At 62.6% G+C, this 25,074-nt stretch carries 28 protein-coding genes, 1 tRNA gene and 1 CRISPR repeat array; of the genes, 20 read left to right on the top strand and 9 right to left on the bottom strand.

Annotated features, from left to right (window positions below):
- Nucleotides 1–176 precede the first annotated feature (176 nt).
- Complete coding sequence (locus EJ903_RS00130; protein WP_126610985.1) at nucleotides 177–2,279, top strand: sodium-translocating pyrophosphatase; 2,103 nt, start codon at nucleotides 177–179, stop codon at nucleotides 2,277–2,279.
- 84 nt (nucleotides 2,280–2,363) lie between these two features.
- Here EJ903_RS00130 and EJ903_RS00125 read toward each other — a convergent pair whose 3' ends face one another.
- Complete coding sequence (locus tag EJ903_RS00125) at nucleotides 2,364–2,849, bottom strand: outer membrane protein assembly factor BamE (protein WP_246015012.1); 486 nt, start codon at nucleotides 2,847–2,849, stop codon at nucleotides 2,364–2,366.
- Nucleotides 2,850–2,990: 141 nt separating this feature from the next.
- Here EJ903_RS00125 and EJ903_RS00120 point away from each other — a divergent pair, with 141 nt between their 5' ends.
- The 8 genes from EJ903_RS00120 to EJ903_RS00085 all read left to right on the top strand — a co-directional run bounded on the left by EJ903_RS00120 (nucleotide 2,991) and on the right by EJ903_RS00085 (nucleotide 8,001).
- Nucleotides 2,991–3,584 carry a ubiquinol-cytochrome C chaperone family protein gene (locus EJ903_RS00120; protein WP_246015010.1) on the top strand — a complete coding sequence of 198 codons (594 nt, stop codon included), beginning with the start codon at nucleotides 2,991–2,993 and terminating at the stop codon, nucleotides 3,582–3,584.
- A 159-nt stretch (nucleotides 3,585–3,743) separates the two neighbouring features.
- Complete coding sequence (locus tag EJ903_RS00115) at nucleotides 3,744–4,340, top strand: YceD family protein (protein WP_126610981.1); 597 nt, start codon at nucleotides 3,744–3,746, stop codon at nucleotides 4,338–4,340.
- Between the two features lie 153 nt (nucleotides 4,341–4,493).
- Nucleotides 4,494–4,682: a 50S ribosomal protein L32 gene (gene rpmF, locus EJ903_RS00110; protein WP_126610979.1), complete on the top strand. Its 189-nt coding sequence runs from the start codon at nucleotides 4,494–4,496 to the stop codon at nucleotides 4,680–4,682.
- Nucleotides 4,683–4,752: 70 nt separating this feature from the next.
- On the top strand, nucleotides 4,753–5,805 hold the full coding sequence (gene plsX, locus EJ903_RS00105) for a phosphate acyltransferase PlsX (RefSeq protein ID WP_126610977.1): 1,053 nt from the start codon (nucleotides 4,753–4,755) through the stop codon (nucleotides 5,803–5,805).
- 4 nt (nucleotides 5,806–5,809) lie between these two features.
- Complete coding sequence (locus tag EJ903_RS00100; RefSeq protein ID WP_126610976.1) at nucleotides 5,810–6,781, top strand: beta-ketoacyl-ACP synthase III; 972 nt, start codon at nucleotides 5,810–5,812, stop codon at nucleotides 6,779–6,781.
- A gap of 145 nt (nucleotides 6,782–6,926) precedes the next feature.
- The gene (locus tag EJ903_RS00095) at nucleotides 6,927–7,253 is read left to right on the top strand and encodes an integration host factor subunit alpha (protein ID WP_126610974.1); all 327 of its coding nucleotides are present in this window, start codon (nucleotides 6,927–6,929) and stop codon (nucleotides 7,251–7,253) included.
- Between the two features lie 46 nt (nucleotides 7,254–7,299).
- Nucleotides 7,300–7,839, top strand: a complete 540-nt coding sequence (locus tag EJ903_RS00090) for a MerR family transcriptional regulator (protein WP_126610972.1) — start codon at nucleotides 7,300–7,302, stop codon at nucleotides 7,837–7,839.
- An 85-nt stretch (nucleotides 7,840–7,924) separates the two neighbouring features.
- Nucleotides 7,925–8,001 (top strand) — tRNA-Pro (locus tag EJ903_RS00085).
- Here EJ903_RS00085 and EJ903_RS28125 read toward each other — a convergent pair.
- The 5 genes from EJ903_RS28125 to EJ903_RS26890 form a co-directional block, all read right to left on the bottom strand.
- Nucleotides 7,952–8,593 carry a tyrosine-type recombinase/integrase gene (locus tag EJ903_RS28125; protein ID WP_425455493.1) on the bottom strand — a complete coding sequence of 214 codons (642 nt, stop codon included), beginning with the start codon at nucleotides 8,591–8,593 and terminating at the stop codon, nucleotides 7,952–7,954. The two genes, EJ903_RS00085 and EJ903_RS28125, sit on opposite strands and share 50 nt — an antisense overlap.
- Nucleotides 8,594–9,280: 687 nt before the next feature.
- On the bottom strand, nucleotides 9,281–9,625 hold the full coding sequence (locus EJ903_RS00075) for a helix-turn-helix domain-containing protein (protein ID WP_158627851.1): 345 nt from the start codon (nucleotides 9,623–9,625) through the stop codon (nucleotides 9,281–9,283).
- 17 nt (nucleotides 9,626–9,642) lie between these two features.
- Complete coding sequence (locus EJ903_RS26900; protein WP_158627850.1) at nucleotides 9,643–10,134, bottom strand: ribbon-helix-helix domain-containing protein; 492 nt, start codon at nucleotides 10,132–10,134, stop codon at nucleotides 9,643–9,645.
- Entirely contained in the window at nucleotides 10,131–10,829 is a 699-nt protein-coding gene (locus EJ903_RS26895) for a DUF7168 domain-containing protein (protein WP_158627849.1), read from the bottom strand. The genes EJ903_RS26900 and EJ903_RS26895 overlap by 4 nt, the downstream gene beginning before the upstream one ends.
- A complete protein-coding gene (locus tag EJ903_RS26890; RefSeq protein ID WP_158627848.1) occupies nucleotides 10,822–11,112 on the bottom strand; it encodes a hypothetical protein in 291 nt (96 codons plus the stop codon). The genes EJ903_RS26895 and EJ903_RS26890 overlap by 8 nt, the downstream gene beginning before the upstream one ends.
- 239 nt (nucleotides 11,113–11,351) lie before the next feature.
- Here EJ903_RS26890 and EJ903_RS00060 point away from each other — a divergent pair, with 239 nt between their 5' ends.
- Nucleotides 11,352–12,371 carry a hypothetical protein gene (locus EJ903_RS00060; RefSeq protein WP_126610964.1) on the top strand — a complete coding sequence of 340 codons (1,020 nt, stop codon included), beginning with the start codon at nucleotides 11,352–11,354 and terminating at the stop codon, nucleotides 12,369–12,371.
- A gap of 8 nt (nucleotides 12,372–12,379) precedes the next feature.
- Entirely contained in the window at nucleotides 12,380–12,823 is a 444-nt protein-coding gene (locus EJ903_RS00055; protein WP_126610962.1) for a hypothetical protein, read from the top strand.
- A gap of 168 nt (nucleotides 12,824–12,991) precedes the next feature.
- Here the strand turns inward: EJ903_RS00055 and EJ903_RS00050 are convergent, their stop codons facing one another.
- Complete coding sequence (locus EJ903_RS00050; protein ID WP_126610960.1) at nucleotides 12,992–13,495, bottom strand: hypothetical protein; 504 nt, start codon at nucleotides 13,493–13,495, stop codon at nucleotides 12,992–12,994.
- A gap of 30 nt (nucleotides 13,496–13,525) precedes the next feature.
- Between EJ903_RS00050 and EJ903_RS26855 the strand changes: the two genes are divergently transcribed.
- From EJ903_RS26855 to EJ903_RS26885, 5 genes are all read left to right on the top strand, one after another.
- Complete coding sequence (locus EJ903_RS26855) at nucleotides 13,526–13,687, top strand: hypothetical protein (protein WP_210211354.1); 162 nt, start codon at nucleotides 13,526–13,528, stop codon at nucleotides 13,685–13,687.
- Between the two features lie 186 nt (nucleotides 13,688–13,873).
- Entirely contained in the window at nucleotides 13,874–14,107 is a 234-nt protein-coding gene (locus tag EJ903_RS00045; RefSeq protein WP_126610958.1) for a hypothetical protein, read from the top strand.
- 607 nt (nucleotides 14,108–14,714) lie between these two features.
- Nucleotides 14,715–15,533, top strand: coding sequence for a DnaA N-terminal domain-containing protein (locus tag EJ903_RS00040; protein WP_126610956.1), 819 nt, complete (start codon nucleotides 14,715–14,717; stop codon nucleotides 15,531–15,533).
- Between the two features lie 3 nt (nucleotides 15,534–15,536).
- A complete protein-coding gene (locus EJ903_RS00035) occupies nucleotides 15,537–15,806 on the top strand; it encodes a hypothetical protein (RefSeq protein WP_126610954.1) in 270 nt (89 codons plus the stop codon).
- Entirely contained in the window at nucleotides 15,803–15,961 is a 159-nt protein-coding gene (locus EJ903_RS26885; RefSeq protein WP_158627847.1) for a hypothetical protein, read from the top strand. The genes EJ903_RS00035 and EJ903_RS26885 overlap by 4 nt, the downstream gene beginning before the upstream one ends.
- Here EJ903_RS26885 and EJ903_RS00030 read toward each other — a convergent pair.
- Together EJ903_RS00030 and EJ903_RS00025 are read right to left on the bottom strand one after the other, a co-directional pair.
- Entirely contained in the window at nucleotides 15,922–16,845 is a 924-nt protein-coding gene (locus EJ903_RS00030) for an LAPAL motif-containing putative phage structural protein (protein ID WP_126610952.1), read from the bottom strand. The two genes, EJ903_RS26885 and EJ903_RS00030, sit on opposite strands and share 40 nt — an antisense overlap.
- 368 nt (nucleotides 16,846–17,213) lie before the next feature.
- On the bottom strand, nucleotides 17,214–18,119 hold the full coding sequence (locus EJ903_RS00025) for a TRADD-N-associated membrane domain-containing protein (RefSeq protein WP_126610950.1): 906 nt from the start codon (nucleotides 18,117–18,119) through the stop codon (nucleotides 17,214–17,216).
- Nucleotides 18,120–18,389: 270 nt separating this feature from the next.
- Between EJ903_RS00025 and EJ903_RS00020 the strand changes: the two genes are divergently transcribed.
- The 4 genes from EJ903_RS00020 (at nucleotide 18,390) to cas2 (ending at nucleotide 24,260) form a co-directional block, all read left to right on the top strand.
- Nucleotides 18,390–19,238: a hypothetical protein gene (locus EJ903_RS00020; RefSeq protein WP_126610948.1), complete on the top strand. Its 849-nt coding sequence runs from the start codon at nucleotides 18,390–18,392 to the stop codon at nucleotides 19,236–19,238.
- Nucleotides 19,239–19,776: 538 nt separating this feature from the next.
- The gene (cas9, locus tag EJ903_RS00015) at nucleotides 19,777–22,989 is read left to right on the top strand and encodes a type II CRISPR RNA-guided endonuclease Cas9 (protein WP_126610946.1); all 3,213 of its coding nucleotides are present in this window, start codon (nucleotides 19,777–19,779) and stop codon (nucleotides 22,987–22,989) included.
- A gap of 4 nt (nucleotides 22,990–22,993) precedes the next feature.
- A complete protein-coding gene (cas1, locus tag EJ903_RS00010) occupies nucleotides 22,994–23,977 on the top strand; it encodes a type II CRISPR-associated endonuclease Cas1 (protein WP_126610944.1) in 984 nt (327 codons plus the stop codon).
- Nucleotides 23,970–24,260 (top strand): CRISPR-associated endonuclease Cas2, encoded by a 291-nt coding sequence (gene cas2 / locus EJ903_RS00005; RefSeq protein ID WP_246015005.1) that lies wholly within the window; start codon nucleotides 23,970–23,972, stop codon nucleotides 24,258–24,260. Before cas1 ends, cas2 begins: the two co-directional genes overlap by 8 nt.
- A gap of 75 nt (nucleotides 24,261–24,335) precedes the next feature.
- Nucleotides 24,336–24,832: a CRISPR direct-repeat array (repeat unit 36 nt; unit sequence ATTGTAGCCGCTGGGGGATCGGGGTCCAGCCGCAAC).
- Nucleotides 24,833–25,074: the final 242 nt, after the last annotated feature.

Below are 25,074 nucleotides of genomic sequence, written 5' to 3'. Positions count from 1 at the left end.
ACGAAAGGCCGGGGTCGCTCGGCCAATTCGCCGCGCTTTTCCTGCTCCTGCGACGGTTGCAAAGCGTGGGGAGCGCGCGCATCCTTTCCGTCATGTGATTTGCGCCCGGCCCTTCCGCGCCCTTTTGCGGGAGACCGATGCCTCGGGCGGACCCTTTTTAAAATTTGGGGGATGCGATGGCTTTAGCGTTCATCGTCATCATCGCCAGTGGCCTGTTTGCGCTGGCCTATGGGTATCGCACCGGAAAGGAGGTCATGGCCGCGTCACCGGGAACGGAGCGGATGCAGGCCATCGCCGCCGCGATCCAGGAGGGCGCGCGCGCCTATCTGAACCGGCAATACAGCACCATTGCGTTGGCCGGTGCGGTTCTGCTGGTGATATTGGCGGTCAGCCTGGGCCTGCCGGTCGCCGTCGGTTTTCTGATTGGGGCGGTGTTGTCGGGGCTGGCGGGCTATATCGGGATGAACGTCTCGGTGCGCGCCAACGTCCGCACCGCGCAGGCGGCCACCGGCGGGTTGGCCCCGGCGCTGGATTTGGCCTTCAAGGCGGGGGCCATCACTGGCCTGCTGGTGGTTGGCTTGGGCATTCTCGGAGTCGGCGGCTATTTCGGCGTGCTGACCCTGGTCTATTCGGTCAGCGATCCCGAACAGGCGCGCCGCGTGTTGGAAGCGCTGCTGGGGTTGAGCTTCGGCGCGTCGTTGATTTCCATCTTCGCCCGCTTGGGTGGTGGCATCTTCACCAAGGGGGCCGACGTCGGGGCCGATCTGGTTGGCAAGGTCGAGGCGGGAATTCCGGAGGATGATCCGCGCAACCCGGCGGTCATCGCCGACAATGTGGGCGACAACGTCGGCGACTGCGCCGGGATGGCCGCCGATCTGTTCGAAACCTACGCCGTGACCATCGTTGCCACCATGCTGTTGGCGGCCATCGTCTTTTCCGGCGGTTTGGTGCGCCTGATGATGGTGTATCCGCTGGTGATCGGGGCGGTGTGCATCGTCGCGTCCGTTGCCGGAACCTATGCGGTGCGGCTTGGCCCCGACCAGAACATCATGAAAGCGCTGTACAAGGGCTTGGTGGCAACGGCGGCCCTGTCGCTGGTGCTGGTGCTGCTCGTCACCGCCGTGATGTTCGGTTTCACCCGGCCGTTGCCGATGAGCGGCGGTGTGACCATCACCGGGATGAATCTGTTCGTGTCGTCGCTGGTCGGGCTGGGTGTCACCGGACTGCTGGTCTGGATCACCGAATATTACACATCCACGGCCTTCGGTCCGGTGCGCAGCATCGCGCGGGCGTCGGAAACCGGGCATGGGACCAACGTCATCCAGGGCTTGGCGGTGTCGATGGAATCGACCGCGCTGCCGGTTCTGGTCATTTGCGCGGGCATTCTGATCGCCCATGGCCAGGCCGGGATCTTCGGCATCGGCATCGCCGCCACCACCATGCTGGCGCTGGCGGGGATGGTGGTGGCCCTGGACGCCTATGGCCCGGTCACGGACAACGCGGGCGGCATTGCCGAAATGGCCGATCTGCCCAAGGAGGTGCGCGTCACCACCGACGCACTCGATGCGGTGGGCAACACCACCAAGGCGGTGACGAAGGGCTACGCCATCGGTTCCGCCGGTCTGGCCGCGCTGGTGCTGTTTGCCGCCTATGTCCAGGATCTCGGCCATTATTTCCCGAAGGTGGCGGTCGAGTTCCGCCTGAACGACCCCTATGTCGTCGTCGGGCTGCTGGTGGGCGGCTTGCTGCCTTATCTGTTCGGGGCGATGGGAATGACGGCGGTCGGGCGCGCCGCCGGATCGGTGGTGGTGGAGGTGCGCCGCCAGTTCCGCGAGATTCCCGGCATCATGGACGGGACCGGCAAGCCCGACTATGGCCGGGCGGTGGACATGCTGACCAAGGCGGCGATTCACGAGATGATCATCCCCTCGCTGCTGCCGGTGCTGGCCCCCGTGGCGCTCTACGCGGTCATCGCTGCGATTGGCGGTCAGGCGGCGGCCTTTGCCGCGCTGGGCGCGATGCTGTTGGGGACCATCGTCACCGGGGTGTTCGTCGCCATCTCCATGACGTCCGGCGGCGGGGCTTGGGACAACGCCAAGAAATACATTGAAACCGGGCATCATGGCGGCAAGGGATCGGACGCGCACAAGGCGGCGGTCACGGGCGACACGGTCGGCGATCCGTACAAGGACACGGCTGGCCCGGCGGTGAACCCGATGATCAAGATCACCAACATCGTGGCGATCCTGCTGCTGGCGATTTTGGCGACGTTCGCCTGACCCGGATCGGGTGCGTGGGCATGAAAAAGGGCGGGAACCTTGCGGGTCCCGCCCTTTGTCGGCTGTTTTGATCGGCTCAACCGGTCAGCGACCGGGGCCTTTGCTCTTGCTGTCCTTGGCGGAGAAGCGACCGACGTTGCCGATCATCTGCTCCAGGAAGGTCATTTCGCGGCCAGCGGTTGGGGTGGTGCGGTCCACCATTTCGATGTTCTGGCCGTTGGTTTCGTCGAGCTTCTTGATCTCGCGCACGACACCGGCCTGATCGAAGCGCACGATCAGCACACGGCGCTCCACGATCTCAGGCTCGAAGAAGGCGGTCTTCTCGGTCTTCTGCCCGATGTAGTACCAGACGTTCGGATCGAAGGTTCCGACCGAGGTCGGCGTGCCCAGAACGGCGGCAACGTCGTCCCGACGGCTCTGGCCGGGCTGAAGCTCCGCGACGCGTTCAGGGTCGGTCAGGTTGCCGCGTTGCGCGGTGATCGGCGTGCAGCCGGACACCGCCAAGCCGGGAAGAATCACGGCCCCCAGCAGGGCGACGGCACGAAGCGCGGAAGGAATCGATATTGTCATGGTGCTCAGGCTATGATGGCCAGCGGTTACGGAACGGCGACGGGGCATCAGGCGCGTCCGCCGCTTCCACGCTGGCCGAACCATCGCATTCGGCCCTTCGTCCTGTCAACGAAACTCCGAGTCTCCAGGAAAGTGCCCGCCGTGTCCGTCAGTCTCTTCGGCCGTCTGTTTGGGCGGCTGTTTGCCGCAGTTGGCGCGCCCACCGCCGCCCGCCCCGTGGATGGGCTGTTCGCCGCCATCGTGACCCAGGCCCGCCGGGTGGAGTTCTACCGCGACCTTGGGGTCCCGGACACGCTGGATGGCCGGTTCGATCTGGTGGCGCTGCACTGTTTCCTCACCATGCGGCGGCTGAAGGGGCAGGGCGCGCGGGCGGCCAAGCTGTCGCAGCGGCTTTATGAACGGATGGTTGATGACTATGAAAAGTCGCTGATGGAGATGGGCGTCGGCGACAGTGGCATCGGGCGGCGGGTGAAGACGATGGCGCGCGGCATGGCCGGGCGGATCAAGGCGTATGACGAGGCGCTGTCCGACTCGAATGACCGCCGGTTGGAGGTCGCCTTGGACAACAACGTCTATGGGACCGCGCAGAACGCCGATTCCGCCCACCTCACCGCCTTGGCCGCCTATGTCCGCAAGGCCGCCGATGGGTTGGATGTCCAGACACTCGACACGCTGCTGATTGGGCGGCTGGCCTTTCCCACGGACATTTCGGGGTTGGTGGTGGACGGGGTGTAAGGGTTTTCTGACAGCGGGCCATGCGGCGCACGGTCCGCGCACGCTGCCCTTGCCTTTCGCCGCCGGGGGCGGCATGTCACTGTTTGAGCCGCTGCGCCCCCGAGTCGTTCCACGGCGCGCGGGCGCGCGGCGGATGAGGTTTCCAAGGACGACTCCGCCATGACCGAACCCAGCGCCCCCAGCCACGCACCGGATTCCGCGCCGGAATTTTCCCGCAAGATCAACGCCGACACCGTGCGCCGCGCCCCGATGACCGAGGTGATCGAAGCCACCGAGGCGGAGCGCAAGGCCCTGGCCGACCGGTTCGAGCTGGAGTCGATCGAACGGCTGACCGCCACCATCCGGCTGCGCGCCACACGCGGCGGCACGATGATCCGGGTGGCCGGACGGCTGGAGGCCGATGTGGTCCAGACCTGCATCATCACGTTGGACTCGGTCCCGGCCCATGTCGAGGAGGAGTTTGAGGCGCTGTTCGCCCCGGAATCGCTGATCGAGGATCCGGGATCGGAAATCGACCTCGACCCCACCCTGTCGGACGCCGAATCGCCCGAACCGATGGACAACAACCGCATCGACATCGGCGAATTGACCGCGCAACATCTGTCCCTGGCGCTGGATCCCTACCCGCAGGTCGATGGCGCGGTGTTCGAGGGATTCGACGACGGCCCGCTGGAGGATGAGGAGGAGGTGGCCCCGGAAGAACCGGAAAAACCCAACCCTTTCGCCGCCTTGCAACGGTTGAAACCGCGCGAATGATCGGATGTTGCGGACGCGATGCCGACCAGCATCGCCCGCAGGTCATCCGGGTTGTTCGCGCTTGCCCTTTGGTGGCATTTGCCTTATTGAATGCCGCTCGCGTTGGACGGCCCCTGTTCGGGCCGCCTTTTACCTTCAAGAGAGTTCACGGTCATGGCTGTTCCGAAGAAGAAGACCTCCAAGTCGCGTCGCAACATGCGTCGTTCGCACCACGCGCTGCCGACCTCGTCCTACGCCGAGTGCAAGAACTGCGGCGAACTGAAGCGTCCGCACCACGTCTGCGGGTCTTGCGGCCATTACGACCAGCGCGAAGTGGTTCAGAGCGGCGCGACCGCTGCCTGATTTCCAACGCGTGGCATGGGGTCATGATGTTCCAGGGCGTGCGCCGTCCTAACCGGGGAGTTCGTTCGCGGTGAGCCAGCGCCTGACCATTGCCCTGGACGCCATGGGCGGGGACCTTGGTCCCGACATGGTGATCGCCGGGGCGGACATCGCGCGGGAACGTCATCCCGACGTGGCCTTTCTGCTGTTTGGCGATTCCCAGCGAATCGAGCCGCTGCTGGCGCAGCGGCCCGCGCTGAAGGCGGTTGCGGAGATCCGCCACACGCCCGATGCGGTGGCTGGGGACGCCAAACCAGCGGTTGCCCTGCGCGCCGGACGCCAATCCAGCATGCGGCTCGCCATCGATGCGGTGGCGAACGGGCAGGCGGCCTGCGTCGTGTCGGCGGGGAACACCGGTGCCCTGATGGCGATGGCGAAGTTCGTGCTCAAGACGCTGCCCGGTGTTGACCGGCCGGCGATTGCGTCGTTCTTCCCGACCCAGCGGGGCGAGAGCGTGATGCTGGATCTCGGCGCGAACGCCGAATGCCAGCCGGAAAATCTCGTCCAGTTCGCGGTCATGGGCGCTGTCTTCGCCCGCGCCGTGCTGGGGCTGCCGGAACCGAGCATCGGTGTCCTGAACATCGGTTCGGAAGACATGAAGGGCAACGAGGTGGTGCGGTCGGCGGCGGCGACGCTGCGCGACATGCCGCTGCCGGGCCGCTTCCACGGTTTTGTCGAAGGCAACGACATTGGTCTGGGGACCGTCGACGTCATCGTGACCGACGGTTTCACCGGCAACGTCGCGCTGAAGACCGCCGAGGGCACGGCCAAGCTGTTCGCCGAGTTCCTGCGGCGGACCTTCGAATCCTCGCTGCTGGCGCGCATCGGCTATCTGCTGGCGCGCGGGGCCTTCAAACGGTTCAAGCAGCGCATCGATCCGCGCCGGTACAACGGCGCGATGTTCCTGGGTTTGCGCGGCGTGTGCGTGAAAAGCCATGGCGGCACCGACGCCCTGGGCTTTGCCAACGCGGTCGCCGTCGCGATCAATCTGGCGGCGCACGGGTTCAACGAGCGCATCAAGGAAGAGATGAGCCGCGTCGCCGACGCGCCGACTCTTCCCGACACCAAGGCGGCGGCGGGCTGATATCATGGTCAAGCGTTCCCGAGTTCTGGGCTGTGGCACCTATCTGCCGGCCAACGTTGTCACCAACCAGGATCTGGAACGCCGCGTGGACACCACCGATGAGTGGATCGTCCAGCGCACCGGAATCAAATCCCGCCATCTGGCCGCTGATGGCGAACTGACCTCCGATCTGGCCATCGGGGCCGCCAAGCGCGCGCTCGACCATGCCGGGATCGCGGCCAGCAGCATCGACTGCATCGTGCTGGCCACCACCACCCCCGACAACACCTTTCCGGCCACCGCGACCAAGGTGCAGGCCGCGTTGGGCACGGGCGGGTTTGCGTTGGACATCCAGGCGGTGTGCGCCGGATTCGTCTATGCCCTGTCGGTGGCCGACAACATGATTCGCGGTGGGCAGGCCCGGCGGGCGCTGGTCATCGGGGCCGAAACCTTTTCGCGCATCCTGGATTGGAACGACCGCACCACCTGCGTCCTGTTCGGCGACGGGGCCGGGGCGGTGGTGCTGGAAGGCTATGACGGCAAGGGCGATTCGAGCGACCGGGGCGTGCTGTCCACCCATCTCCATTCCGATGGCACGCAGTATGATCTGTTGTACGTCGATGGCGGCCCGTCCTCCACCCAGACCGTCGGCCATGTGCGGATGCACGGGCAGGAGATTTTCCGCCACGCCGTCACCAAGCTGTCGGGTGTGGTGGAAGAGGCGCTGGCCGCCAACGGTCTGGAATCGACCGACATCGATTGGATGGTTCCGCACCAGGCCAACCGCCGCATCATCGACGGGCTGGCCCGCAAGATGAAGCTGCCGCCGGAAAAGGTGGTGCTGACGGTGGATCGCCATGGCAACACGTCCGCCGCGTCGATTCCCTTGGCCTTTGGCGAGGCGGTGGCCGATGGCCGCATCCAGCGCGGCGATCTGGTGCTGATGGAGGCCATCGGCGGTGGCTTGACCTGGGGATCGGCGCTGATCCGTTGGTAAGGGGCCGCTTGGTCCTTTTGCATACGCCGACGGATTGCTGCGTTGCGAGAGTGGCGCTGCCTAAGCCCCTGCCAAGCTTTTGAATTGACGGACCTTCTGCGGTCGGATTACCGTCTTTCCCACTGGTTGCGGGGGGAGACGAGCCATGACCCAGAACACCGTCACGCGCGCCCAACTCAGCGAAGCCGTCTATCAGGAAGTCGGTTTGTCGCGCAACGAATCCGCCGATCTGGTGGAAACCGTTCTCGATGAAATCTCCGACGCGCTCGCGCGTGGCGAGATGGTGAAAATCTCCTCCTTCGGCAGCTTCCAGGTCCGACAGAAGGGCGAACGCGTCGGCCGCAACCCGAAGACCGGGGAAGAGGTGCCGATCCTGCCGCGCCGGGTGCTGGTGTTCCGCGCCAGCCATGTGCTGAAGAACCGCATCAACGAGGTGCAGGACGCGGTGGACGCCGCCAACGCGCGGGCGTGACCGCCCGATGGCTCCCGGCCCGTGATCGCGCCACAGGGACCGCGCGATGAAATCGGCCAACGCCTTTCGCACCATCAGCGAGGTTGCCACCGACCTGAACGTGCCGCAGCACGTCCTGCGTTTTTGGGAAACCAAATTCCCGCAAATCCGCCCGCTGAAGCGCGGCGGTGGCCGCCGTTATTACCGGCCCGAGGATGTGGAGCTGCTGCGCCGCATCCAGGCGCTGCTCTATGAAGAGCGCTACACCATCAAGGGCGCGCAACGCGCGCTGCGCGAAGGCCGCTTGGTCGGTCCCCCGCTGGCCAGCGGGACCGCAACGCCGGACGATGTGGCGTTGGATTCGGGGGCGGAGCCGACGGCGCGCGACGCGGCGGGGGAGGGTGGGGCTGCCGAATCAACCCTCTGCGAGTCCGACACCGCCGACGATGACGCGGACCCGCCGGACGCGCTGGCGGCCGATGAACCGCCCGGCCTGCCCAGCGATCTGCGCCATGATCTGATGATCGTGCTGGACGAGCTGAAATCGCTGCGCGGTGCCTTGGCGCGGCTCGCCGGGCGCGATGAAAAAAAGAGCGAAAATCCGTAATCGAAGGGTTGCATCGGAAAATCGCTCTGGCTATAGTCCGGCTCCCGTTCGGAACTGCACCGCAGCGCACTCGCGGTGGCAATGACGGAGCGTAGCGCAGCCTGGTAGCGCATCAGACTGGGGGTCTGGGGGTCGCAGGTTCGAATCCTGTCGCTCCGACCAGTTCCGAACAGAGCGGAAAAGCCTTGGAACCCAACGGTTCCAAGGCTTTTTTGTTGCCTGCATCAATGGCCTGATCATCGTGTGTGGTGCCTTGCGTGTGGAATTCCTGTGTGGAAGTCGAGCCATTTCCCACACGCAAGCTGGTCATCGTCGCCTGTTCCATCGCCTGGCGCGCAGCCTCATCGGCGACCTTCAGATAGCGCCTGGTCGTCTCATAGTTCTTATGGCGGGCGAGCTGCTGCGTGACCGCAGCCGTCGCCACATGCGCCACGGCGGTCACGAAGCTGGCTTTGGTGTCATGGAACCGGTGCTCCAGCCCGAGCTTGTCGAGCGCGGTGCGCCATGCTCGTTTTGGGTTCTTTACAGGACGCCGTTCTCCCTTCTCGCCGTGCTGGTAGGTGAGGAGGTGCCTGACCTTCCATCGGCGCGCCTGGCCGACCAGACGCGTCAGCAGTTCCAGCGCCTCGGGGTTCGCTGGGATGAACTCCGCCCGTTTGCCCTTCGTCGCGTTGGCCTCCAGCCACACGCCACGGTTCTTGATGTCCACTTGGTCAATGGTGAGGCCAAACACCTCGGCTTTCCTGAATCCCATCAGGCGGGCCAGCAGGATGCCGTCTGCGAGATGCTGCGGCGCTGCCGCCACGATGGCGGACAAATCCTCGTCTGAGACCGGCCGGGGAAGGTGCTGAGCCTCGGCCAGCTTTGGCACCGTGGGTTTCTCAGGCAGCACTGGGCGGCCACTGGCGTCCCGTAGCGTGTGGGCGATTTTCAGGGCCTCGCTCAACGAGACCAGATAGCGGTTGATGGTGCCGTCGGCGCGGCATCGGTCGGTCGGGTGATAATGCTTGGCCCGTTCTTCGGGTGTGCGTGCACGGGGGCCGCCCTTGTAGATCAGGATCGGCTGGGTACGTGCCCATGCGATGTAATCCCACACCCGTTGTTCGGACAGTTCTGTGATTGGGGTGTCGGATCCGAAGAAGTGGATCAGCTCGGCGACGTAGACCCGCTTGTTTGCCCAATCCTTCAGCCCCTGTTTGCGTGTGGCATAGGCGGCGAACATCTGAGCGACCGTGAAAGCCGTTGGTGCGACTGGGGCGGCTTTTTCCGTCAGCGCAGAGGCACGCAGAACCGCTTCAATCTTGCGCGCCTCGGTCTTGTTCGCGGCTGGTTGGCCGGTGTCTGGATCAACGCAATAGCCGTGGTGGCGTGTGCCATTCACGCGGAAGTCATACCGCCAGCGGTTGCGGGCCGGGTCGAAGAAAATGGTCATCGCTCTGGTTCACCTGTGCGGAGACGGCCTAAGGATGCCAAGCTCCGCCAATGTGGCAACGGCTTCGCGGTGGGCCGGTGTCGCGACGCGCTTCACGATGGGTGTGGATCTGGCGCTGCTTTTGGTCTTCTGACCCAGCTTCTGCCGTTCCTGATACGCTTGGATCGACGAGACGTAAATCCGAACGCCGCGTTTCCCAAGGCGATATCCGCGCAGTTCATCTTCCTTCAGCAGGCGTCGCACGGTCGCGGGGTCGGCCCCCATTTCCAACGCCGCCTTGCCCACGGTTACGGCGCGCTCGATCCCGATGGTCGGGGCAAGATCCGGATCGGATGCGACTCGCGGATGTGTCATTGTCACAGCCCTTCCGCTTACAGGTCCTTGAGCGCCAAAGCGGCGCTTTGTCGATGCATCCTGGCGGCGTTGCGAAGGCGGCTGCGTTGAAGCGGCAGCGGTGAATCCTTCGCCGTGTCCTCTGCCCGGCGGGCTTCCTCGGCGTGCCATTCGGCAAGCCCCCCTTTGGTGGCGGCATCGATGTCGAGGAGGATGTCTTCCGCGCACCAGGTTAACAGGAACTCCCTGACCAAGTGGGTCAGGGGGATGTCGCGGCCGTAGAACGCGGCTTCGATCCGGCTGATCAGGGCGTCACGGTGCTCCAATCCCTCAATCTGGGCGATGTGATCCAGAAGACGCCAGGAAGGCGTGTCCAGGCTCATCGTCGTCCGGCGGGCGGGCATGCCGGTGTGACGCAGGGTGATCGTGGCGGTTGTGGTCTTGGCCGCCGTCTTGCGGACGCAGCCCATGATCCGGTCGAGCTTGGATTCTGGGGGGCTTGTGGGAACGATGCCTTTTACGGAAATCATGCTTGGCTCCCTGGCAGGAGTGGGACGGACGCGTTTGTCACCGGGGGGCTGATGGGCACACCCCGGGCGGCCTGGTGGCCAGCAAGGCGGGCGGCGTCGACGCGGCTGTCCTGGACAGTGGGCGCGCGGACGCTTGACAGGTTCTGATAGCGATCGGCGATCCAGCGTTCCGCCGCTGCGGCCTTGGCGCGGGCGTCGGCCGATTGAAGCGCGCACAGCTTCGTGCAGAGGGTCAGCGTCATGGACTCGACAAAGGCGGCGGCGGCGACGCGGCGACGGTTGGGCTTGCGCCGCCGGTAGTCCGGCCGGAGTTTGAAGTCGGCCAACGCGCGGGCGATGTGACGGGTCAACAGCGCGTGCAGCCATTCGGCCAGCAACGTGTCCGCCGCCCGACCCGCATAGACAACCTCAAGGGATTGCGCCTGGATCAGGATCACCGAGACCTGTGTAAACGCACCGATGGCGGGCCAAAGCCGATCGATGGGGCGAAGGCGCGCGCGGTCAATCGGGATGCGCACCTCAACGATTGGATCCTCATCAAGCGACAGGTCGTGTTCGGTTGCGGTCTGCCGGGCCTTGGTGGCGGCGGTCAGGGCCTCGGCCTCCGTGGCACCGGCCTCGACCGTGATGGTGCGCAGCTTGCGCAGCAGTTCCGCTGCACGCTGCCGGTTGGGGCTGGGGCGATCATCAGCCATTTGGGCAAGCCCCTGCTGGCGGGGCGGAGGTGGTCTTGTGAGCGTATTGCTGGTGATTCGACGACTGCCGACGGCGATGTTCGCTTTTCTCGCTTAGCGCGCGGGGAAGTGGCTGCCTTTCGCTGGTCCGCAGCGTTGTGATGCCGGTGGCGTCGCGTGCGGCGATCAACCGTTTCTGGCGGTCCGCGATGCTGATTTTTCCGGTGGCAAATTGTGCCTCAATCGCCTTGCGTAAGCGGTTGAAGTGCTCCAGCCGGTGGGATGGTGATGTTTCTTGCTGCATCGGCTTGGCGCGCTTCTGGGGTTGGGTGCTGTCATGTGGGTCATGATGGCTTGCCAAAAATTTGCGCCACTACGCAAATTTGTTCAAGATCGAAATATGCGCAGTAGCGCAAATTCTATGGCGGGCGGCGTGATCGCGCTTCGGCTTTGATCGCTGGCATAATACTGAAAATTAAGTACCAGATACGAAAGGCACATGGTAGTGTAACAATCGTTCGAATGATACTTAGGTTGCAAAGCGTGCTATCGTCTCCTCCAATCCCGCAGTTGAATCAAGACGTTCTAAAATTTGTCGATGCAGAGACGCGCGCAAACTCTGCAATTATCATATACGATAATAATGATCGCATCGTTTGGGTCAGCGCCCGGCAGCGGAGCATTGCTAATGTCACTGACTATGTGTCAGAGACGCACAGTAGTTTGTTTTGGCTTTTATTGAACGCTGGCAAGATCGGCGCGCGTGTAGATCGGTCCGATCCAGCGGGGTGGCTTGAGCAAGCCAGGATATCCCGGCGCCAATGTGGCGGAATGACTTGGTTGGCTAAGTATAATACAGAAATTATGGCTGTATCTCATAGAAATTTTCAGGATGGGTACTGTGTTCAGTCCAGAGTAGACATTGATGTATCATGTGTTATTGATAATAAAAGCATCAATGACATTCAGATTAGACAGACAAATACTGATAAATATTCACGTTATGCTGATAAAATTGATACCCTATCTGAATTTTCATATGATGGATATTGTTTGTTAAACTCAAAGATGGAGATAATATATGCAAACAAAATGTTCTATAAATATATTGATATTAGTGATGAATTAATCATAAAAATGGATCTTTTAATTGATGGTGTTGGTGTGTCTGATTTGCCATTATTGATTCATCGTGCGGTTGATGATGCCAATTTCAGGGCGGTTGTGCCGTTCTCTTCTGGTGCTGGTGTGATGTCTATAAGCTCTGGCTGGCTTTCTGGAACAGCTTTGCTTGTGGTGTCGCTGCCTGAGCATGCAAATGCTGACGTCTTACGGCAGCTTCTTGGCATCGGCTCAGCGGAAGCTGCTGTTGCAGCGCTCGTTGGGGCTGGCTTGTCCCCAGCTGAAATCGCCAAGGCGCGATCCACAACGGAGGTAACGGTCTACACTCAAATCCGTAATCTAAAAGAGAAAATCAGGAAACTGGGATTTCCTGTTTCTGATTTGGTTGGCTTATCAAAGCTTATATCTCGTATATCCAGCGTCACTCATCTATGGAAGTGAGGGTTAGAATGTCGGAAAGTGTTGTGGAAGTTCATGCTTTTGACTTTGGGAAGCATAAGGCCGCCATGGTCGATCGTTTCGGGCACTCCGAAATGATCCGCGATGCAGGCTTTTCTCATCTCACTGCAATCTTGGCTGATGCCCAACGTGCCGACGACGGCACGTACTATGCTTTGCCGCACGCGGCCGATCAGGCGATGCACGTTCTTCTGCTCGACAATGTCTTTTGCTTCAAAATGGGACAGGCGCTGTTCGGCAAGGGGCGGATGATCGCCCACGACCCGTTCCCGCCTGATGGACCAGCTCGCGAAGTGGCTTGGCAGAACACTCAACAAGCTCTGGCCAAAATCGGCGTGAGCATGCCCGACTATCAGGACGCCCCCAAGAGTGATGGCGTGACTCCCTTCGGCTCGGAAGGTTGCTGGCTCTGGATCGAGCGCTTGGCGGCTTGATTGGTTGCCCGGCCAGGGCGGGTTCCTGGCCGGGCCTCTCAAGGAAGGATGAGGCGGTGGAGAAGACCAGCCAAGAGGCTGGCCGACTGGCAAGACTGAGAAAGATGCTGTCGGCGCTTGATGATCGTGACCTCGACCGGATCGAGATGCTTGCGAAGAAGCGAGTTCTTATGAAGGAGACGAAGCTTTCACGCGAGCCTCAAGAATGACCTCAAACGCATCCTGCTCTTGTGGGCTTAATCTCTTGAGTAAGTCTAAAATTCTATCGATTTTCTGCAATCTTGGATCATCGCTATCGTTTTTTTCATCCTCATTGAGAAGCTCGTGTATCGTCACTTCTCTTTGAAGTAACTTGCTTGCGCCGAACGCCAATTTTTCATATGTATCGGCAAGCATGTTCTTATTTTTCTTATTTCGAACAAATTCATTCAAAGTATTGTAGCCAAGATCAGATGCGGCTGCCCATTGGCGAATGGACTTAAGCTCGGACCTATTCTGTTCCCAGAACCGAGTCAGCGCGGCGCGTCTGCGATCACGTTCGTTTTCTACTGTGCTCATACCCCTATTGTACGGATTTTGCGCTGCTGCGCGAATGCGCTGTAGCGCACTCAAGAGGCTTGACGTATTTGCGCAGAAGCGCAAACATGGGGAATGATTCGCGCCGCTGTTCACCGCATCCGCTCCTATTTCCAGACTGTTGGCATGAGTCGCCATCAGATTGCGAAGGCTGCCGAGTTGAACTGGCGTGCCGTGGACGAGGTGCTGTCACCCGACGGGAATCCCAAGCTCAAGACCCTCATGAAGATCGATCTCCTCGTGCCACCCGATTTCGTGCCGCCCACCAATCGTGAGGCGGGCGAATGATCGTGGGAAACCATCGTCCCATAGGTTGTTTCGTGTGGAAGCATCGCTCGTTACGCGCGATTTGCGCAAGCTGAAGGGTGGGGCAGGGCAAAAGAATCAATGGTGGGCCAACGGGAAGGGAACAATGAAGGATCAGACCGATTCAACGGCCTGCCCGGACATACGGTCAATTGGGGGCGTCACAGCATGCTGACCCGCGCCCAGCAAGCCGCCCGGGCTGCGTGGGAGGCGTTTGCCGCGTCCGCGCCGCCCACCGTTCCGAAGATCGAGCGGCTAATCCAGTCGCGCTATGGCGTCGCCGATCTGGCCGAGCTGGCCGACGATGAGGCGGACGCGTTTGCCGCGTTCCTGCGGCGTGCGGCGGGCTATCAGCGCGTGATCGCGCAGGCTTTGCCGATGCCGGTCCAGGGACGGGCATGACGGGGCGTCGCCCCTTTCCCAACCATTCCTGTCCAGATCCCAGATCTATCTTGCTGATGCCGCGATATTTTCGAACGGCCTGGCCGCGTGGCCCGCCGTCGCGGCTTTTCCTGGGCCTCCGGCCGCCCCCATCGACATCGAGGTCCACGCCGCTTTCGGCCGCCCGCGCGGCCGGGAGCGTTGCGTGTCTGTGCAGCACCGGCGCGCCTCGCGGCGGTGAAGCCTTGCCCTTTGTCTTGCGGGCGCGCAGGCCGCCGCCCGGGCTTCCCCTTTCCCGAGTCCAGGCGATCGCCACCGGCGACCGCTGACGCGCCTTCTGTCCCCCGCCGTCGCGCCTTGTCGTGGCGGTGAACCCTGGAGCTTTGCCGTGATGCCGCGCGCCCCGCCCTGATGGGGGCGGCCTTGCCGAGGCCGCCACCCCTTCCGGACACCGCAGGTTTTCGACGCCCGTTGACCGTCAACGGGAAACCCCTGCGCGCGTCCCGAAGGGTATCGCAATTCAGGAATAAAATCCGCTGTTGATTTGCAGCCACCCATCCGTGCGCCCGCAAATCGCCAGCCTTGCCACCGGCGGGCCGCCAGCCGCCGGGAACGGGACAGGTGCGCCATGAGCGTGAGACACGCCGATTTTCGGGAAATCGTGGGCCGATTCCGCGTTGCCGTGTTTGCAGATCCCCGGCTGAAGCCGCGCGACAAGCTGGTCGCCCTGGTGATGCTGGAGCGCGTGAACCGCGAGATGTGGCGCGGGCAGGGCGACCTGCTGACCTGGGCCAGCGTGGGAACGGTGGCGGAGGACGCCGCCCTGTCCACCCGCGATGTGGAGCGGGCGCGGGCCGCCCTGCTGGCCTGCGGCGTGATCGAGCGGGACCGGCCGGGCGGGCGGGGGCAGGCGGCGCGGATGCGCTTCTGCCTGGATTGGCTGGAACGGGAGGAGGGCGGGCCGGATGATCCTGAGCCGGAGGCGGCATTGCCCGACACCGGTGTCGGCGACCGGGGAGTCGGGGAAAACCCTGATTGGGCGACAGACCCTTCGGCTTTGGCCGACAAAACCGGGGATTTTTGCCCGACACCGGTGTCGGCCAAACCCTGTGATAAACCCCGTGAACCTGGGCGCGCCCCCACGCGTGCCCCCACGCGTGAGCGCGTGAGGGGCGGCGGCGGGCGCGATCTGGCCGACCTGATCGCCCAGCGGATCGGCCGCGACCGGCACGCGCAGTGGTTCCGGGATTGCCGGGTGTCGGTCACGGGCGACCGGGTGCTGCGGATTGATGCCCCGAATCAGTTCCTGGCCGACCAGATTCGCCAGCGGTTTTCCGACGATCTGGCCACGCTTCCCCGGATCCGGGACATCGTGATCACGGTCCAGCCCCAGCCCCGGTTATCCGGCCAAGCCTGCCTGTGGTCCCAACCCGGCGGGAGGGCCTGAGCCATGCCACTGAAGCCCGAGGACATTTGGGAAAACGGCGTCTACCGGTTCCCCGACAGCATCCGCCGGGTTGTGCGATGCGACCGGGTGTTCGTGACGTGGGAGTTCCTGCGCCCGTCCTGCGCGCCGCCGGGGCATGTGGGCCAGACGCCGGGCTACGTGTTCAGCAGCGAGGTGAAGCGATTCGCGGCCCAGGCGTTGGGCGAAATCTGCCCAACCACCCGGCCAAAGTCCGGGACCGATGGGGCACCGGCAAGAGGGCCGGGGGCATGAGGGCGGGGGCGCAAATCGCCCTGGATCTGGGCGTGCCGCCGCTGACCGCGCGGCACCGCCCGGTGAAGCCCCAGCGCGAGGGCTTCGCTGTTGTTGTGGTGGTCGCGGCTTGCGTTCAGTCGCTGGTCGGCGGATCGAACTGCATGGGCAGTTGACGGGCGGCGCTGCGATGCTCCACGACCTCAAGTACGGTGTATTCGCTCCGCAGTCCGTCGGTTGTGCGCCATTGTTCCATCAGAACGCGACAGACGAGGATGTCGCCCTTTGCAAAGACAACATCGTTCTGATTGACGCGAGAGAGAAAATTTTCGTCGGCCATGGTGACGTTGATGGTGTTCTGGCCGTCGAAAAGCCGCCATTTGTTCCTGTCCTTGAAGGAAACCGAAACAATTGTGTATGCGGCCTTCCGCTCCTCATGAATGATTTGCTCCTCCTCAGGGGAGGGGACGACGAACGACGATGCGTCGTCTTTGTCGATGATTTCAGGAGGCTGCCCACCTGCTGAAAACGCGATGGTATCGATGCCGGATTTTTCCAACGGGCGGATCAGCGCGGCCGCCGCCTTTCGAACCTCCACATCCCGCAGCAGCTGGATGGCCTCCCGGTTGGTTTCAATCGAATCCTGATCGATTTCGATGCGGACACCGCCATGTTCCAGGATCACCAACCGGGTTGGTCGCCGACCACGAAGCCATTTGATGATGCGGATCAACCCAACCACCGATCCGCTCCCGCCCCCCAGCAGAGCCAGGAGGTTGGCGGCGGCGGTCGCATCCTCGCCAACCAAGAAGCTTTTCATTTGTGCGACCAGGGTCTGCACAAGATCGAGATCGACGACGAAGGATCCCTTGCGGAAATCAGACCGGACGAGAACGGCGGCCTTGATTCGTTCACCGTTGAGGACGCGATTCGATTCTTCGCAGAGCTGGCCAATGGCCAGAAGCGCCGGGGCAAGATCCCGCACATCCATGGTTCCATCATGGATGGCAGGGCCGTCGAACGCAATTTTCAGGCTTGCTCTGCTCATTTCATCCGCCAACACCGCGCCTTCCCCCAAAAGCACGTATCCGTTGGAGAGAAGGCTAACAGATATTCCACCAAATTGGAGTCCAGATCGAAACAATCTAGTTCCAAGATCCGGGATGGTCAAATCCGGGGCTTGCCTGTCGGCTGTCATGCGGCATCAGCTCTGTGGGGCACCAACCTGAAGTGCATTCGCGGTTCTGAGGTTTAGCGCACCGGTGCAGCAAACCCCATCGAGCAGTACGCAACGGGACAAGGCGGTACCCATCCCGCGTTCGATCAAGCGGCCGATCGTTTTGGGCGCTGTGCCGATGCGATCCCTGAAAGAAAAATCCTTGATCACTTCCTCCATTTCAGAAGGAAGTGATATTTAATTGGGTGTCGTCACGGTCTTTGATTTGAATATGGATTCGAAACAAATGAAATAATATCTATTTCTTTAGGTGACAGACCGGCCATGTGAAGTGACACCTGAGCTTTGATTGCACTTCGGATTTGTTCATTTTCGATGCTATCGGCTATTGATTCAGCTCTGCGCATCTGTTGATCTTTGCGAAGTCGATCATACAGCTCTGTGGCGCGTTGCCGAGTTTGTTCGGCTTGCTTGAAGAATATAGCAGCAATAACATCAATAATAATCCCAGGTATTATTTTTGCTGTTGTCGCAAGATTGGCATCGTCTATTTTAGAAGACGCGTACAGAATGTAGAAAAATCCAACAATCGCCGCGAATACACTGAATAAAAATTGAAATTTTGCTTGCGAAAGTGCTTGCTGATGATAACTTATTACAAGGCCGTCTACAAGATTTCCCCCATTTACGTTGCGAATATTTCCATGAGAAACATTATCAGATTTTAAATCGGTGTTTAATCCATTTATTGCTATACCTGAATCAAGGGCGCTATTATATGAGCTGGCGATAATTGAATTCTGTTTTGCAAAATCTAATTCACTGTTGGATAAATTTTTTCCATTATTTCTTTTCTCTAATTTCGATGAATGAGAAGAATTTCTTGAAGAAAATTCATTTTTGCTAAAAATTTCATGCTTAACTCTTTGAAGCATGAAGATGATTTGGATCACTGCTGCTAATATGCCGATTAGAGCGGCCATATATGAGGGGGAGCGGTCAAGCAAAGCATCCGGCATCTGCAAAATACGGGAAATTATTTCGGTCATATCCAACCTATAAGGGATTTCTGCCACCGGGAGGGTTATTTTAAACGCAATGGCTAAAGCATAAAAAGCGATTTCTTCTCTTAAGGGCGCAATCGTTGTTGAGTTCACCCCTTGACGCCTCATCCCAGCGGAGCGATTATTCAGCTCGGAGCTTAAGAACCTCCAAACTAGGCGGCAGGCCGCCCGCGCGTTTTTCGCGATGCGGCTATTTTCATGCCCGGAGTCTGTCCGGTGCATACCCCTTTGCCGGGGGTCGGATAATACAACACCCGTAAGGGGAATATTCCGGCCTGTCCTAGTCAGGTTCTTAGCCCCCGGCGCCAGGGCTGCCTTAAGAAGTGGTCCTCCGTCGGCAATGCCGAACTAGGGGCTATCGCCATGGATGACATGGGCGACAACGGGCAAGTGCTGCCCGCGATTACCACCACCGACATCATCATCATCGACAATGAGCCACGCGTCACCGATGTGAAGCTGGCTGCGGCCCTGGGGTACGCCAAGGTCCAGGACCTTCGTCAACTGGCTGAGCGCCATCGCATCGCTCTGGAGCGGTTTGGAAGGGTTTCGACGCACCGTGCGTCGAAACCTGGACGTGGAAGTGCTGGTGGACGCCCGAGCACGGGGATGGCCTTCAACAAGAAGCAGGCGCTTTATCTGGGTGGCAAGACCGACCTTCCGGCGGGTGTTGAACTGCTGATCGCCATGGTCGAGGTGTTCGACGCCGTGACCAGCGGCAAGGCTCTGCCGCCCCCGCCGCCCGCCCCGGCGCTGACCAAGGCCGACCTGGACGCCATCGATCAACGGGCGCGGCACGCGGCAGGGGTGGAGGAAAGCCGGGTTCGCAGGGCCTTGACCGACGCCGCCCTGGACGCCCTGCGCCAGGGCAGGCCGGTGGACGCCGCCCTGCGGACGACGCGGCTCAAGCGGTCGGCCCCGCTGGCGCTGCCACCGCCGGAGCCGCCCGCCGCGCAATCGGACCGGTCCCGGTCGGACCTGTCCCGGGCGGCGCGGCCGCTGGCGCTGACGGCGCGGTTCCTGGCGCTGCCTGCCGAGACGCAGATCACGTTTGAACGGGTGCTGGAGCTGCTGGTCGAGATCAACCGGGTGCTGTCCGATCTGTGGGATGCGACCGGCGAGGCGGACCTGCGCAAGCCGATCGGCGACATGCTGACGGCGAAGGCCGACCAGTGGCGCGCCGGCAATCCCACCTTCACCCGCCATCATTGATCCAGGGCGGGCCATCCCCAAAAAGAACGCGGCGGGCCGAAGCCCGCCGCACATCTTGTGCCATCAGGGGCGAACCCCCATGACGTGTTAACGGAAGGACCCCGATCCCCCAGCGGCTAAGCAAGGAAATTGTCATTCCACTGCGACGATGTCATGCCTTGCGCAACGCGTCAAGTGGGTTGAAAATTGAGGTCCGACCGCAACATACTCACGTCCTCGGATGCAGGACGACTGTATGATGCTTTTTTGTATGCCACGCCTGATGAAAAGCAAAGGCAAACTTTATAGCGGCGGCATGTGAGTATGGGGGGATTGACTCCCACGCAGCGACACGATACCTTCTTGTTGACGAGACAAGGGAGGGCGGTATCGTGCTGCGCATCATCATAATATAGAACTGGCTGAGGTGAACTCGCCTCTCAGGCGATTCAACGTCACCCGTAGCCGCAGGCAACAAGCTGCCACTTATGGGCGATGAACCTCTGGAACAGGTTCATCGCCCATTTCTTTTTCTCACAGCCTTGGGGGAAAGTCCATCATGTCCAAGCGTCTCCGCTACCGCCTGTCGCTCGATCTCGGGACCAACAGCATCGGTTTCTGTCTGCTCGACCTGAACGGCGAGGGGCAGCCTTGCCGGGTGCGGCGCATGGGCGTGCGGATTTTTCCCGATGGGCGCGATCCCAAATCCCAGGAATCGTTGGCGGCAGACCGGCGGCTGGCGCGGTCGATGCGGCGGCGGCGCGACCGCTATCTGCGGCGGCGCACGGTTCTGATGAACACGCTGATCGCCTGCGGCCTGATGCCGCCCGACAAGGCCGCGCGCAAGGCGCTGGAGGTGACGGACCCCAAGGCGCGGCAGGAGACGGACCCCTATGAACTGCGCGCGCGCGCGGTGCAACAGCCGGTGTCGGCGCACCAGCTTGGCCGCGCCCTGTTCCATTTGAACCAGCGGCGCGGCTTCAAGAGCAACCGTAAGGCGGGCGGCGACGAGACCGAGGCGGGCAAGGTCAAAACCGGCATTTCCGCCCTGAAGGAGGAGTTGAAAAAGGCCGACGCCCAAACGCTGGGGTGCTGGCTGGCGGAGCGGCACCGGAACCGCCAGCCGGTGCGCGCGCGCCTGACCGGCAGCGGGGCCAAGGCGTCCTACGGCTTTTACCCCGACCGCGCCCTGGTGCAGGAGGAGTTCCAGGCGATCCGCGCCGCGCAGGCCCCGCATCACCCCGATCTGACGGCGGCGCAGTGGGACCGGATCGAGTCGATCATCTTCCACCAACGCCCGCTGCGCCCGGTGCGCCCCGGCAAATGCACCCTGTTCCCGGAGGAGGAGCGGGCACCCTGGGCGCTGCCCATCGCCCAGCAATTCCGCATCCTGACGGAGCTTGCCAACCTGCGCTTTGAACGGAAGGGCGCGGCCCCCTGGGGCCTGTCCGCCGAGGAGCATTCCCGCCTGTTCGACCGGCTGTGCCACAAGGGCGATATGACCTTCAAGGCGTTGGCCAAGGATCTGGGCCTGCCACCCGACACCAAGATCAATCTGGAGGACGACAAGCGCGACCGGCTGAAGGGCGACGCCGTGGCCGACGTGCTGGCGGCGGAGAAGGGAAAGCGGCGGCGAATCGGCGCGGCCTGGCATGATTTTTCCCCCCAGCGCCAGCGGGAGATCGTCGGCCGCCTGCTCGACACCGAGGATGAAGGGGAATTGGCGGCGTGGCTGGTGTCCGATCTGGGCTTGGATTGGGAACTGGCGACCCTGATCGCCGAACGCCCCGGCCTGCCCGATGGCCATTGCCGTCTGAGCGAAAAGGCGCTGGAGCTGGTGGTGCCGGAAATGCGCGACCGCCATCTGGATTACAGCGAGGCGGTGGAGGCGGTGGGCCTGCATCACTCCGATTTCCGCCCTGACCGGCTGCTGGACTTCCTGCCCTATTACGGCGAACCGCTGGAGCGCTTCATCGCCTTTGGCACGGGCGAAGCCAATGACCCGCCGGAGCGGCGACTCGGGCGCTTTCCCAACCCCACCGTTCACATCGGGCTGAACGAGCTGCGGCGGCTGGTCAACGCCATCATCGCCCGCTGGGGCAAGCCGGAGGAAATCGTCGTCGAACTGGCGCGCGACCTGAAGCAAAGCCGCGACGAACGCGAAAGGACCCAGAAGGACCAGGCGCTGAACCAGAAAAGGAACGAGGCGCGGGCGGCGGAGCTGCGCGCACTGGGCATCCCGGTGAAGGGCGAGGCGCTGCTGCGCCTGCGCCTGTGGGAGGAGCTGCCCAAGCACGGCGATGACCGCCTGTGCGTTTACACCGGCAAGCTGATGGGCAAGGCGCAGCTGTTCAACGGCGAGGTGGACATTGACCACATCCTGCCCTTCAGCAAGACCCTGAGCGACGGGGCCGACAACAAGATCGTCTGTTTCCGCTCCGCCAACCGCTTCAAACGCAACCGCACGCCGTGGGAGGCGTTCGGCGTCGCCCCGGTGGACCCCTATGACTGGGACGGCATCCTGGCGCGCGCCGAACTGCTGCCCAAGAACAAGCGCTGGCGCTTCCTGCCCGACGCCATGGAACGCTTCAACGGCGACAAGGGCTTTCTGGCCCGCCAGCTCAACGAAACCCGGCATCTGTCGAAGATCGCCCGAATCTATCTGGGCAGCGTCATCCCGTTGGAAAAGGTCCGGGTGGCACCGGGGCGCTTGACGGCGCTGCTGCGGGCGCGTTGGGGGCTGAACGCGATCCTGTCCGATGCCAACCTGAAAAACCGTTGCGACCACCGCCACCACGCCATCGACGCCGCCGTTCTGGGCGTCATCGATCAACGGCTGGTGCAGCGCGTGGCCGAGGCGGCGGAACGGGCGGAGAACAAGGAGCTGGAACGGCTGTTCGATGGTCTGCCCGATCCGTTCGACGGGGTCAGCACCGAGTCGTTTGGCGATCAGGTGCGCAACCTGGCGCGCGGGATCATCGTCTCCCACAAGGCCGAACATGGCTGGCAAACCCGCATGCACAACGACACCGCCTATGGCCCGGTCGGCACCCTGGCCAACGGCCTGCACCAGGTGGTGACGCGCAAGCCGCTGTCGAACCTGACCGCCAAGGATCTGGACAACATCCGCGACGACCGTCTCAAGGCCGCGCTGAAGGCCCATGTCGAGAGCGAAGCGGCGCAGGGCCGCAGCTTTGAACAGGCGCTGAGCGGCTTTGAATGGACCGGGGGCGTCGTGCGCCGCGTGCGGATGCTCGACACGTTGGGCAGCCCGATCCCGATTCGCGATTCGGCGGGGTCGGTGTTCAAGCTCTACAAGGGCGACAGCAACGCCTGGTACGAGATCCTCCGCGATGGGCGCGGGCGCTGGACCGGGCGAATCGTCAGCACCTATGAGGCGTACCAGCTTCACCGGGCCTGGCTGGCGGAAACCGGGGCGTCGCGGGCCGAAGATGGCCGCCCCTTCCTGGAATGGGCCGGGCGGCGGGTGGCGGGCGACCTGGGAACGCCGCTGTTCCGCCTGTTCAAGGGCGACACGCTGGCGCTGGGCGTCGCGCCCGACCGCCAAATCATGCGGGTGGTCAAATTTTCGGAGGGGCAGATCACGCTGGCCGCCCACCACGAGGCGGGGGCGTTGAAGGCGCGCGACGCCGACAAGAACGACCCGTTCAAATACCGCTACGCCTCCCCCGACGCGCTGCGGAAGGCCCAGGCCCGCCCCGCTGGCGTCGATCCGCTGGGGTATGTCCACGACAACGGCCCGATGGAGTGACCCCATGAGCAGCGCGGCGTCGATCGTCATCGAGGTGGCGGAGGACGGGCGGCATCTGTCGCTCGACCGGGGATTCATGGTGGTGTCCACGCGCGGCGCGGAAATCGGCCGCGTCCCGCTGGACGACATCGCCGTGCTGATCGGCTCGGCGCACGGGCTGACCTATTCCAACAACCTGTTGCTGGCCCTGCTGGAACGGGAATGCGCGGTGGTGCTGTGCGGGCGGAACTTCAGCCCGGCGGCGATCCTGTGGCCGGTGGACGGGCATCATGTCCAGGCCCAACGGATGCGGGCGCAGGCCGACACCACCGACGCCTTCAAGAACCGGCTGTGGCAGGCCATCGCCCGGGCCAAGGTGCGCAACCAGGGTGCGGTGCTGGAGGCGCTGGGCCAGCCGTCGGGGGCCTTTGCCGAGCTGGCCCGCAAACTGCGCTCCGGCGATCCCGACAACATCGAGGCGCAGGCGGCGCGCCGTTACTGGCCGTTGCTGTTCGGGGCGGATTTCCGCCGCGACAGCGACGAGCCGGGAATCAACGGTCTGCTGAATTATGGCTACGCCGTCCTGCGCGGCGGCACGGCCCGCGCGGTCGCCGCCGCCGGTCTGCACCCAACCTTGGGGCTGAAGCATTCCAACCGCTCCAACCCCATGTGTCTGGTTGATGATCTGATGGAACCGTTCCGGCCGCTGGTGGACCTGCTCGTGCATCGGCTGGTCGCCGATGGGTGCCTGGCGGTGGATCGGGACACCAAACGCGCGTTGGCGGGCATCCTGGTCCAGGATTTGCGGACGGAGGCCGGAGTCACCCCGCTGGCAACCTGCCTGTTCCGGCTGGCCTCGTCGCTGGCGCACATGTTGTTGGGCGAACGGCAGGGTCTGGACCTGCCGCTGTCGCCGCTGCCGCTGGATCTCGTTCCCGCTCACCGTGGCAAGGGAGGCGCGCATGGCGCTCAGCGCGTATCGTCTCATGTGGATGATGGTGATGTTTGATCTGCCCACCGTGACCAAATCCGACCGGAAAGCAGCGACGAATTTTCGCAATTTCCTGTTGGACGAGGGGTTCGAAATGTCGCAATTCAGCGTCTACCTGCGCTTTTGCGCCGGTGCCCCGCAGGTCGAGGCGCGAATCGGGCGCATCCGATCCAACGTGCCAAAGCGCGGAAAGGTGCAAATCCTGACCTTCACCGACCGCCAATACCAGACCATGGTGTGCCTGGAAGCGCGAACAAAGGAAGAACCCGGCGCGAAACACGAACAGTTCAAGCTGTTGTAGCGGGCTGGATCAGCGGTTTCCCACAGAAAAATTCCCGGATAAAGCGTTTTGCATCAACGCGTTATCCGGGAACCTATTGTAGCCGCTGGGGGATCGGGGTCCAGCCGCAACCGCTCGGCGTTGCGCATGCCGACCAGCGCCATTGTAGCCGCTGGGGGATCGGGGTCCAGCCGCAACCGCCAACGTCACGACCGCCACCGGGTGGAAATTGTAGCCGCTGGGGGATCGGGGTCCAGCCGCAACGTCCCCATGTCCATGAAGAGCGCGCCGACGATTGTAGCCGCTGGGGGATCGGGGTCCAGCCGCAACTGGCTCGTCTTGTGCTTCCGCACATTTCTTATTGTAGCCGCTGGGGGATCGGGGTCCAGCCGCAACGCGCCATTCGGCCCGACGCTCTTTTTCTGCATTGTAGCCGCTGGGGGATCGAGGTCCAGCCGCAACGCCTTGCGCAGGGCGACGAGCTCCTTCTCTATTGTAGCCGCTGGGGGATCGGGGTCCAGCCGCAACTGCGGCGTGGGATTCAACCACATTCCAGGATTGTAGCCGCTGGGGGATCGGGGTCCAGCCGCAACCGAATGTTTTTGCGCTAGATTTGACGCACTAGAGCGCTGTGCCTAAAATGTGGCTCAGCACGGCGCTCTAAGCTTTCATTGATCGAGCCGATTCACGCGTGAAATCGATTCCGATTTAACGCGATCTGCTCTAACCCGCCACCTCGGCTGTCTCGCCGACCGGGTCCATGTGTGGACGGCCCTTCCGGTGCAAGAGTGAAATCCGTAGTGACGGTCGATAGGATGCATCCATGTGTCCGACC

The organism is Azospirillum griseum (genome assembly GCF_003966125.1).
Classification (GTDB): Bacteria; Pseudomonadota; Alphaproteobacteria; order Azospirillales; family Azospirillaceae; genus Azospirillum; species Azospirillum griseum.
The sequence above is the reverse complement of the archived record's forward strand: the minus strand, read 5'-3'. Positions and strand labels throughout refer to the sequence as shown.

Excerpts from the sequence above, each read along its gene's own strand:
- EJ903_RS00130 (WP_126610985.1), top strand. The coding sequence starts at position 177 with ATGGCTTTAGCGTTCATCGTCATCATCGCCAGTGGCCTGTTTGCGCTG.
- EJ903_RS00125 (WP_246015012.1), bottom strand. The coding sequence starts at position 2,849 with ATGACAATATCGATTCCTTCCGCGCTTCGTGCCGTCGCCCTGCTGGGG.
- EJ903_RS00115 (WP_126610981.1), top strand. The coding sequence starts at position 3,744 with ATGACCGAACCCAGCGCCCCCAGCCACGCACCGGATTCCGCGCCGGAA.
- rpmF (WP_126610979.1), top strand. The coding sequence starts at position 4,494 with ATGGCTGTTCCGAAGAAGAAGACCTCCAAGTCGCGTCGCAACATGCGT.
- EJ903_RS00100 (WP_126610976.1), top strand. The coding sequence starts at position 5,810 with ATGGTCAAGCGTTCCCGAGTTCTGGGCTGTGGCACCTATCTGCCGGCC.
- EJ903_RS00095 (WP_126610974.1), top strand. The coding sequence starts at position 6,927 with ATGACCCAGAACACCGTCACGCGCGCCCAACTCAGCGAAGCCGTCTAT.
- EJ903_RS00090 (WP_126610972.1), top strand. The coding sequence starts at position 7,300 with ATGAAATCGGCCAACGCCTTTCGCACCATCAGCGAGGTTGCCACCGAC.
- EJ903_RS28125 (WP_425455493.1), bottom strand. The coding sequence starts at position 8,593 with ATGGGATTCAGGAAAGCCGAGGTGTTTGGCCTCACCATTGACCAAGTG.
- EJ903_RS00075 (WP_158627851.1), bottom strand. The coding sequence starts at position 9,625 with ATGACACATCCGCGAGTCGCATCCGATCCGGATCTTGCCCCGACCATC.
- EJ903_RS26900 (WP_158627850.1), bottom strand. The coding sequence starts at position 10,134 with ATGATTTCCGTAAAAGGCATCGTTCCCACAAGCCCCCCAGAATCCAAG.
- EJ903_RS26895 (WP_158627849.1), bottom strand. The coding sequence starts at position 10,829 with ATGGCTGATGATCGCCCCAGCCCCAACCGGCAGCGTGCAGCGGAACTG.
- EJ903_RS26890 (WP_158627848.1), bottom strand. The coding sequence starts at position 11,112 with ATGCAGCAAGAAACATCACCATCCCACCGGCTGGAGCACTTCAACCGC.
- EJ903_RS00055 (WP_126610962.1), top strand. The coding sequence starts at position 12,380 with ATGTCGGAAAGTGTTGTGGAAGTTCATGCTTTTGACTTTGGGAAGCAT.
- EJ903_RS26855 (WP_210211354.1), top strand. The coding sequence starts at position 13,526 with ATGAGTCGCCATCAGATTGCGAAGGCTGCCGAGTTGAACTGGCGTGCC.
- EJ903_RS00045 (WP_126610958.1), top strand. The coding sequence starts at position 13,874 with ATGCTGACCCGCGCCCAGCAAGCCGCCCGGGCTGCGTGGGAGGCGTTT.
- EJ903_RS00040 (WP_126610956.1), top strand. The coding sequence starts at position 14,715 with ATGAGCGTGAGACACGCCGATTTTCGGGAAATCGTGGGCCGATTCCGC.
- EJ903_RS00035 (WP_126610954.1), top strand. The coding sequence starts at position 15,537 with ATGCCACTGAAGCCCGAGGACATTTGGGAAAACGGCGTCTACCGGTTC.
- EJ903_RS26885 (WP_158627847.1), top strand. The coding sequence starts at position 15,803 with ATGAGGGCGGGGGCGCAAATCGCCCTGGATCTGGGCGTGCCGCCGCTG.
- EJ903_RS00020 (WP_126610948.1), top strand. The coding sequence starts at position 18,390 with ATGGATGACATGGGCGACAACGGGCAAGTGCTGCCCGCGATTACCACC.
- cas9 (WP_126610946.1), top strand. The coding sequence starts at position 19,777 with ATGTCCAAGCGTCTCCGCTACCGCCTGTCGCTCGATCTCGGGACCAAC.
- cas1 (WP_126610944.1), top strand. The coding sequence starts at position 22,994 with ATGAGCAGCGCGGCGTCGATCGTCATCGAGGTGGCGGAGGACGGGCGG.
- cas2 (WP_246015005.1), top strand. The coding sequence starts at position 23,970 with ATGTTTGATCTGCCCACCGTGACCAAATCCGACCGGAAAGCAGCGACG.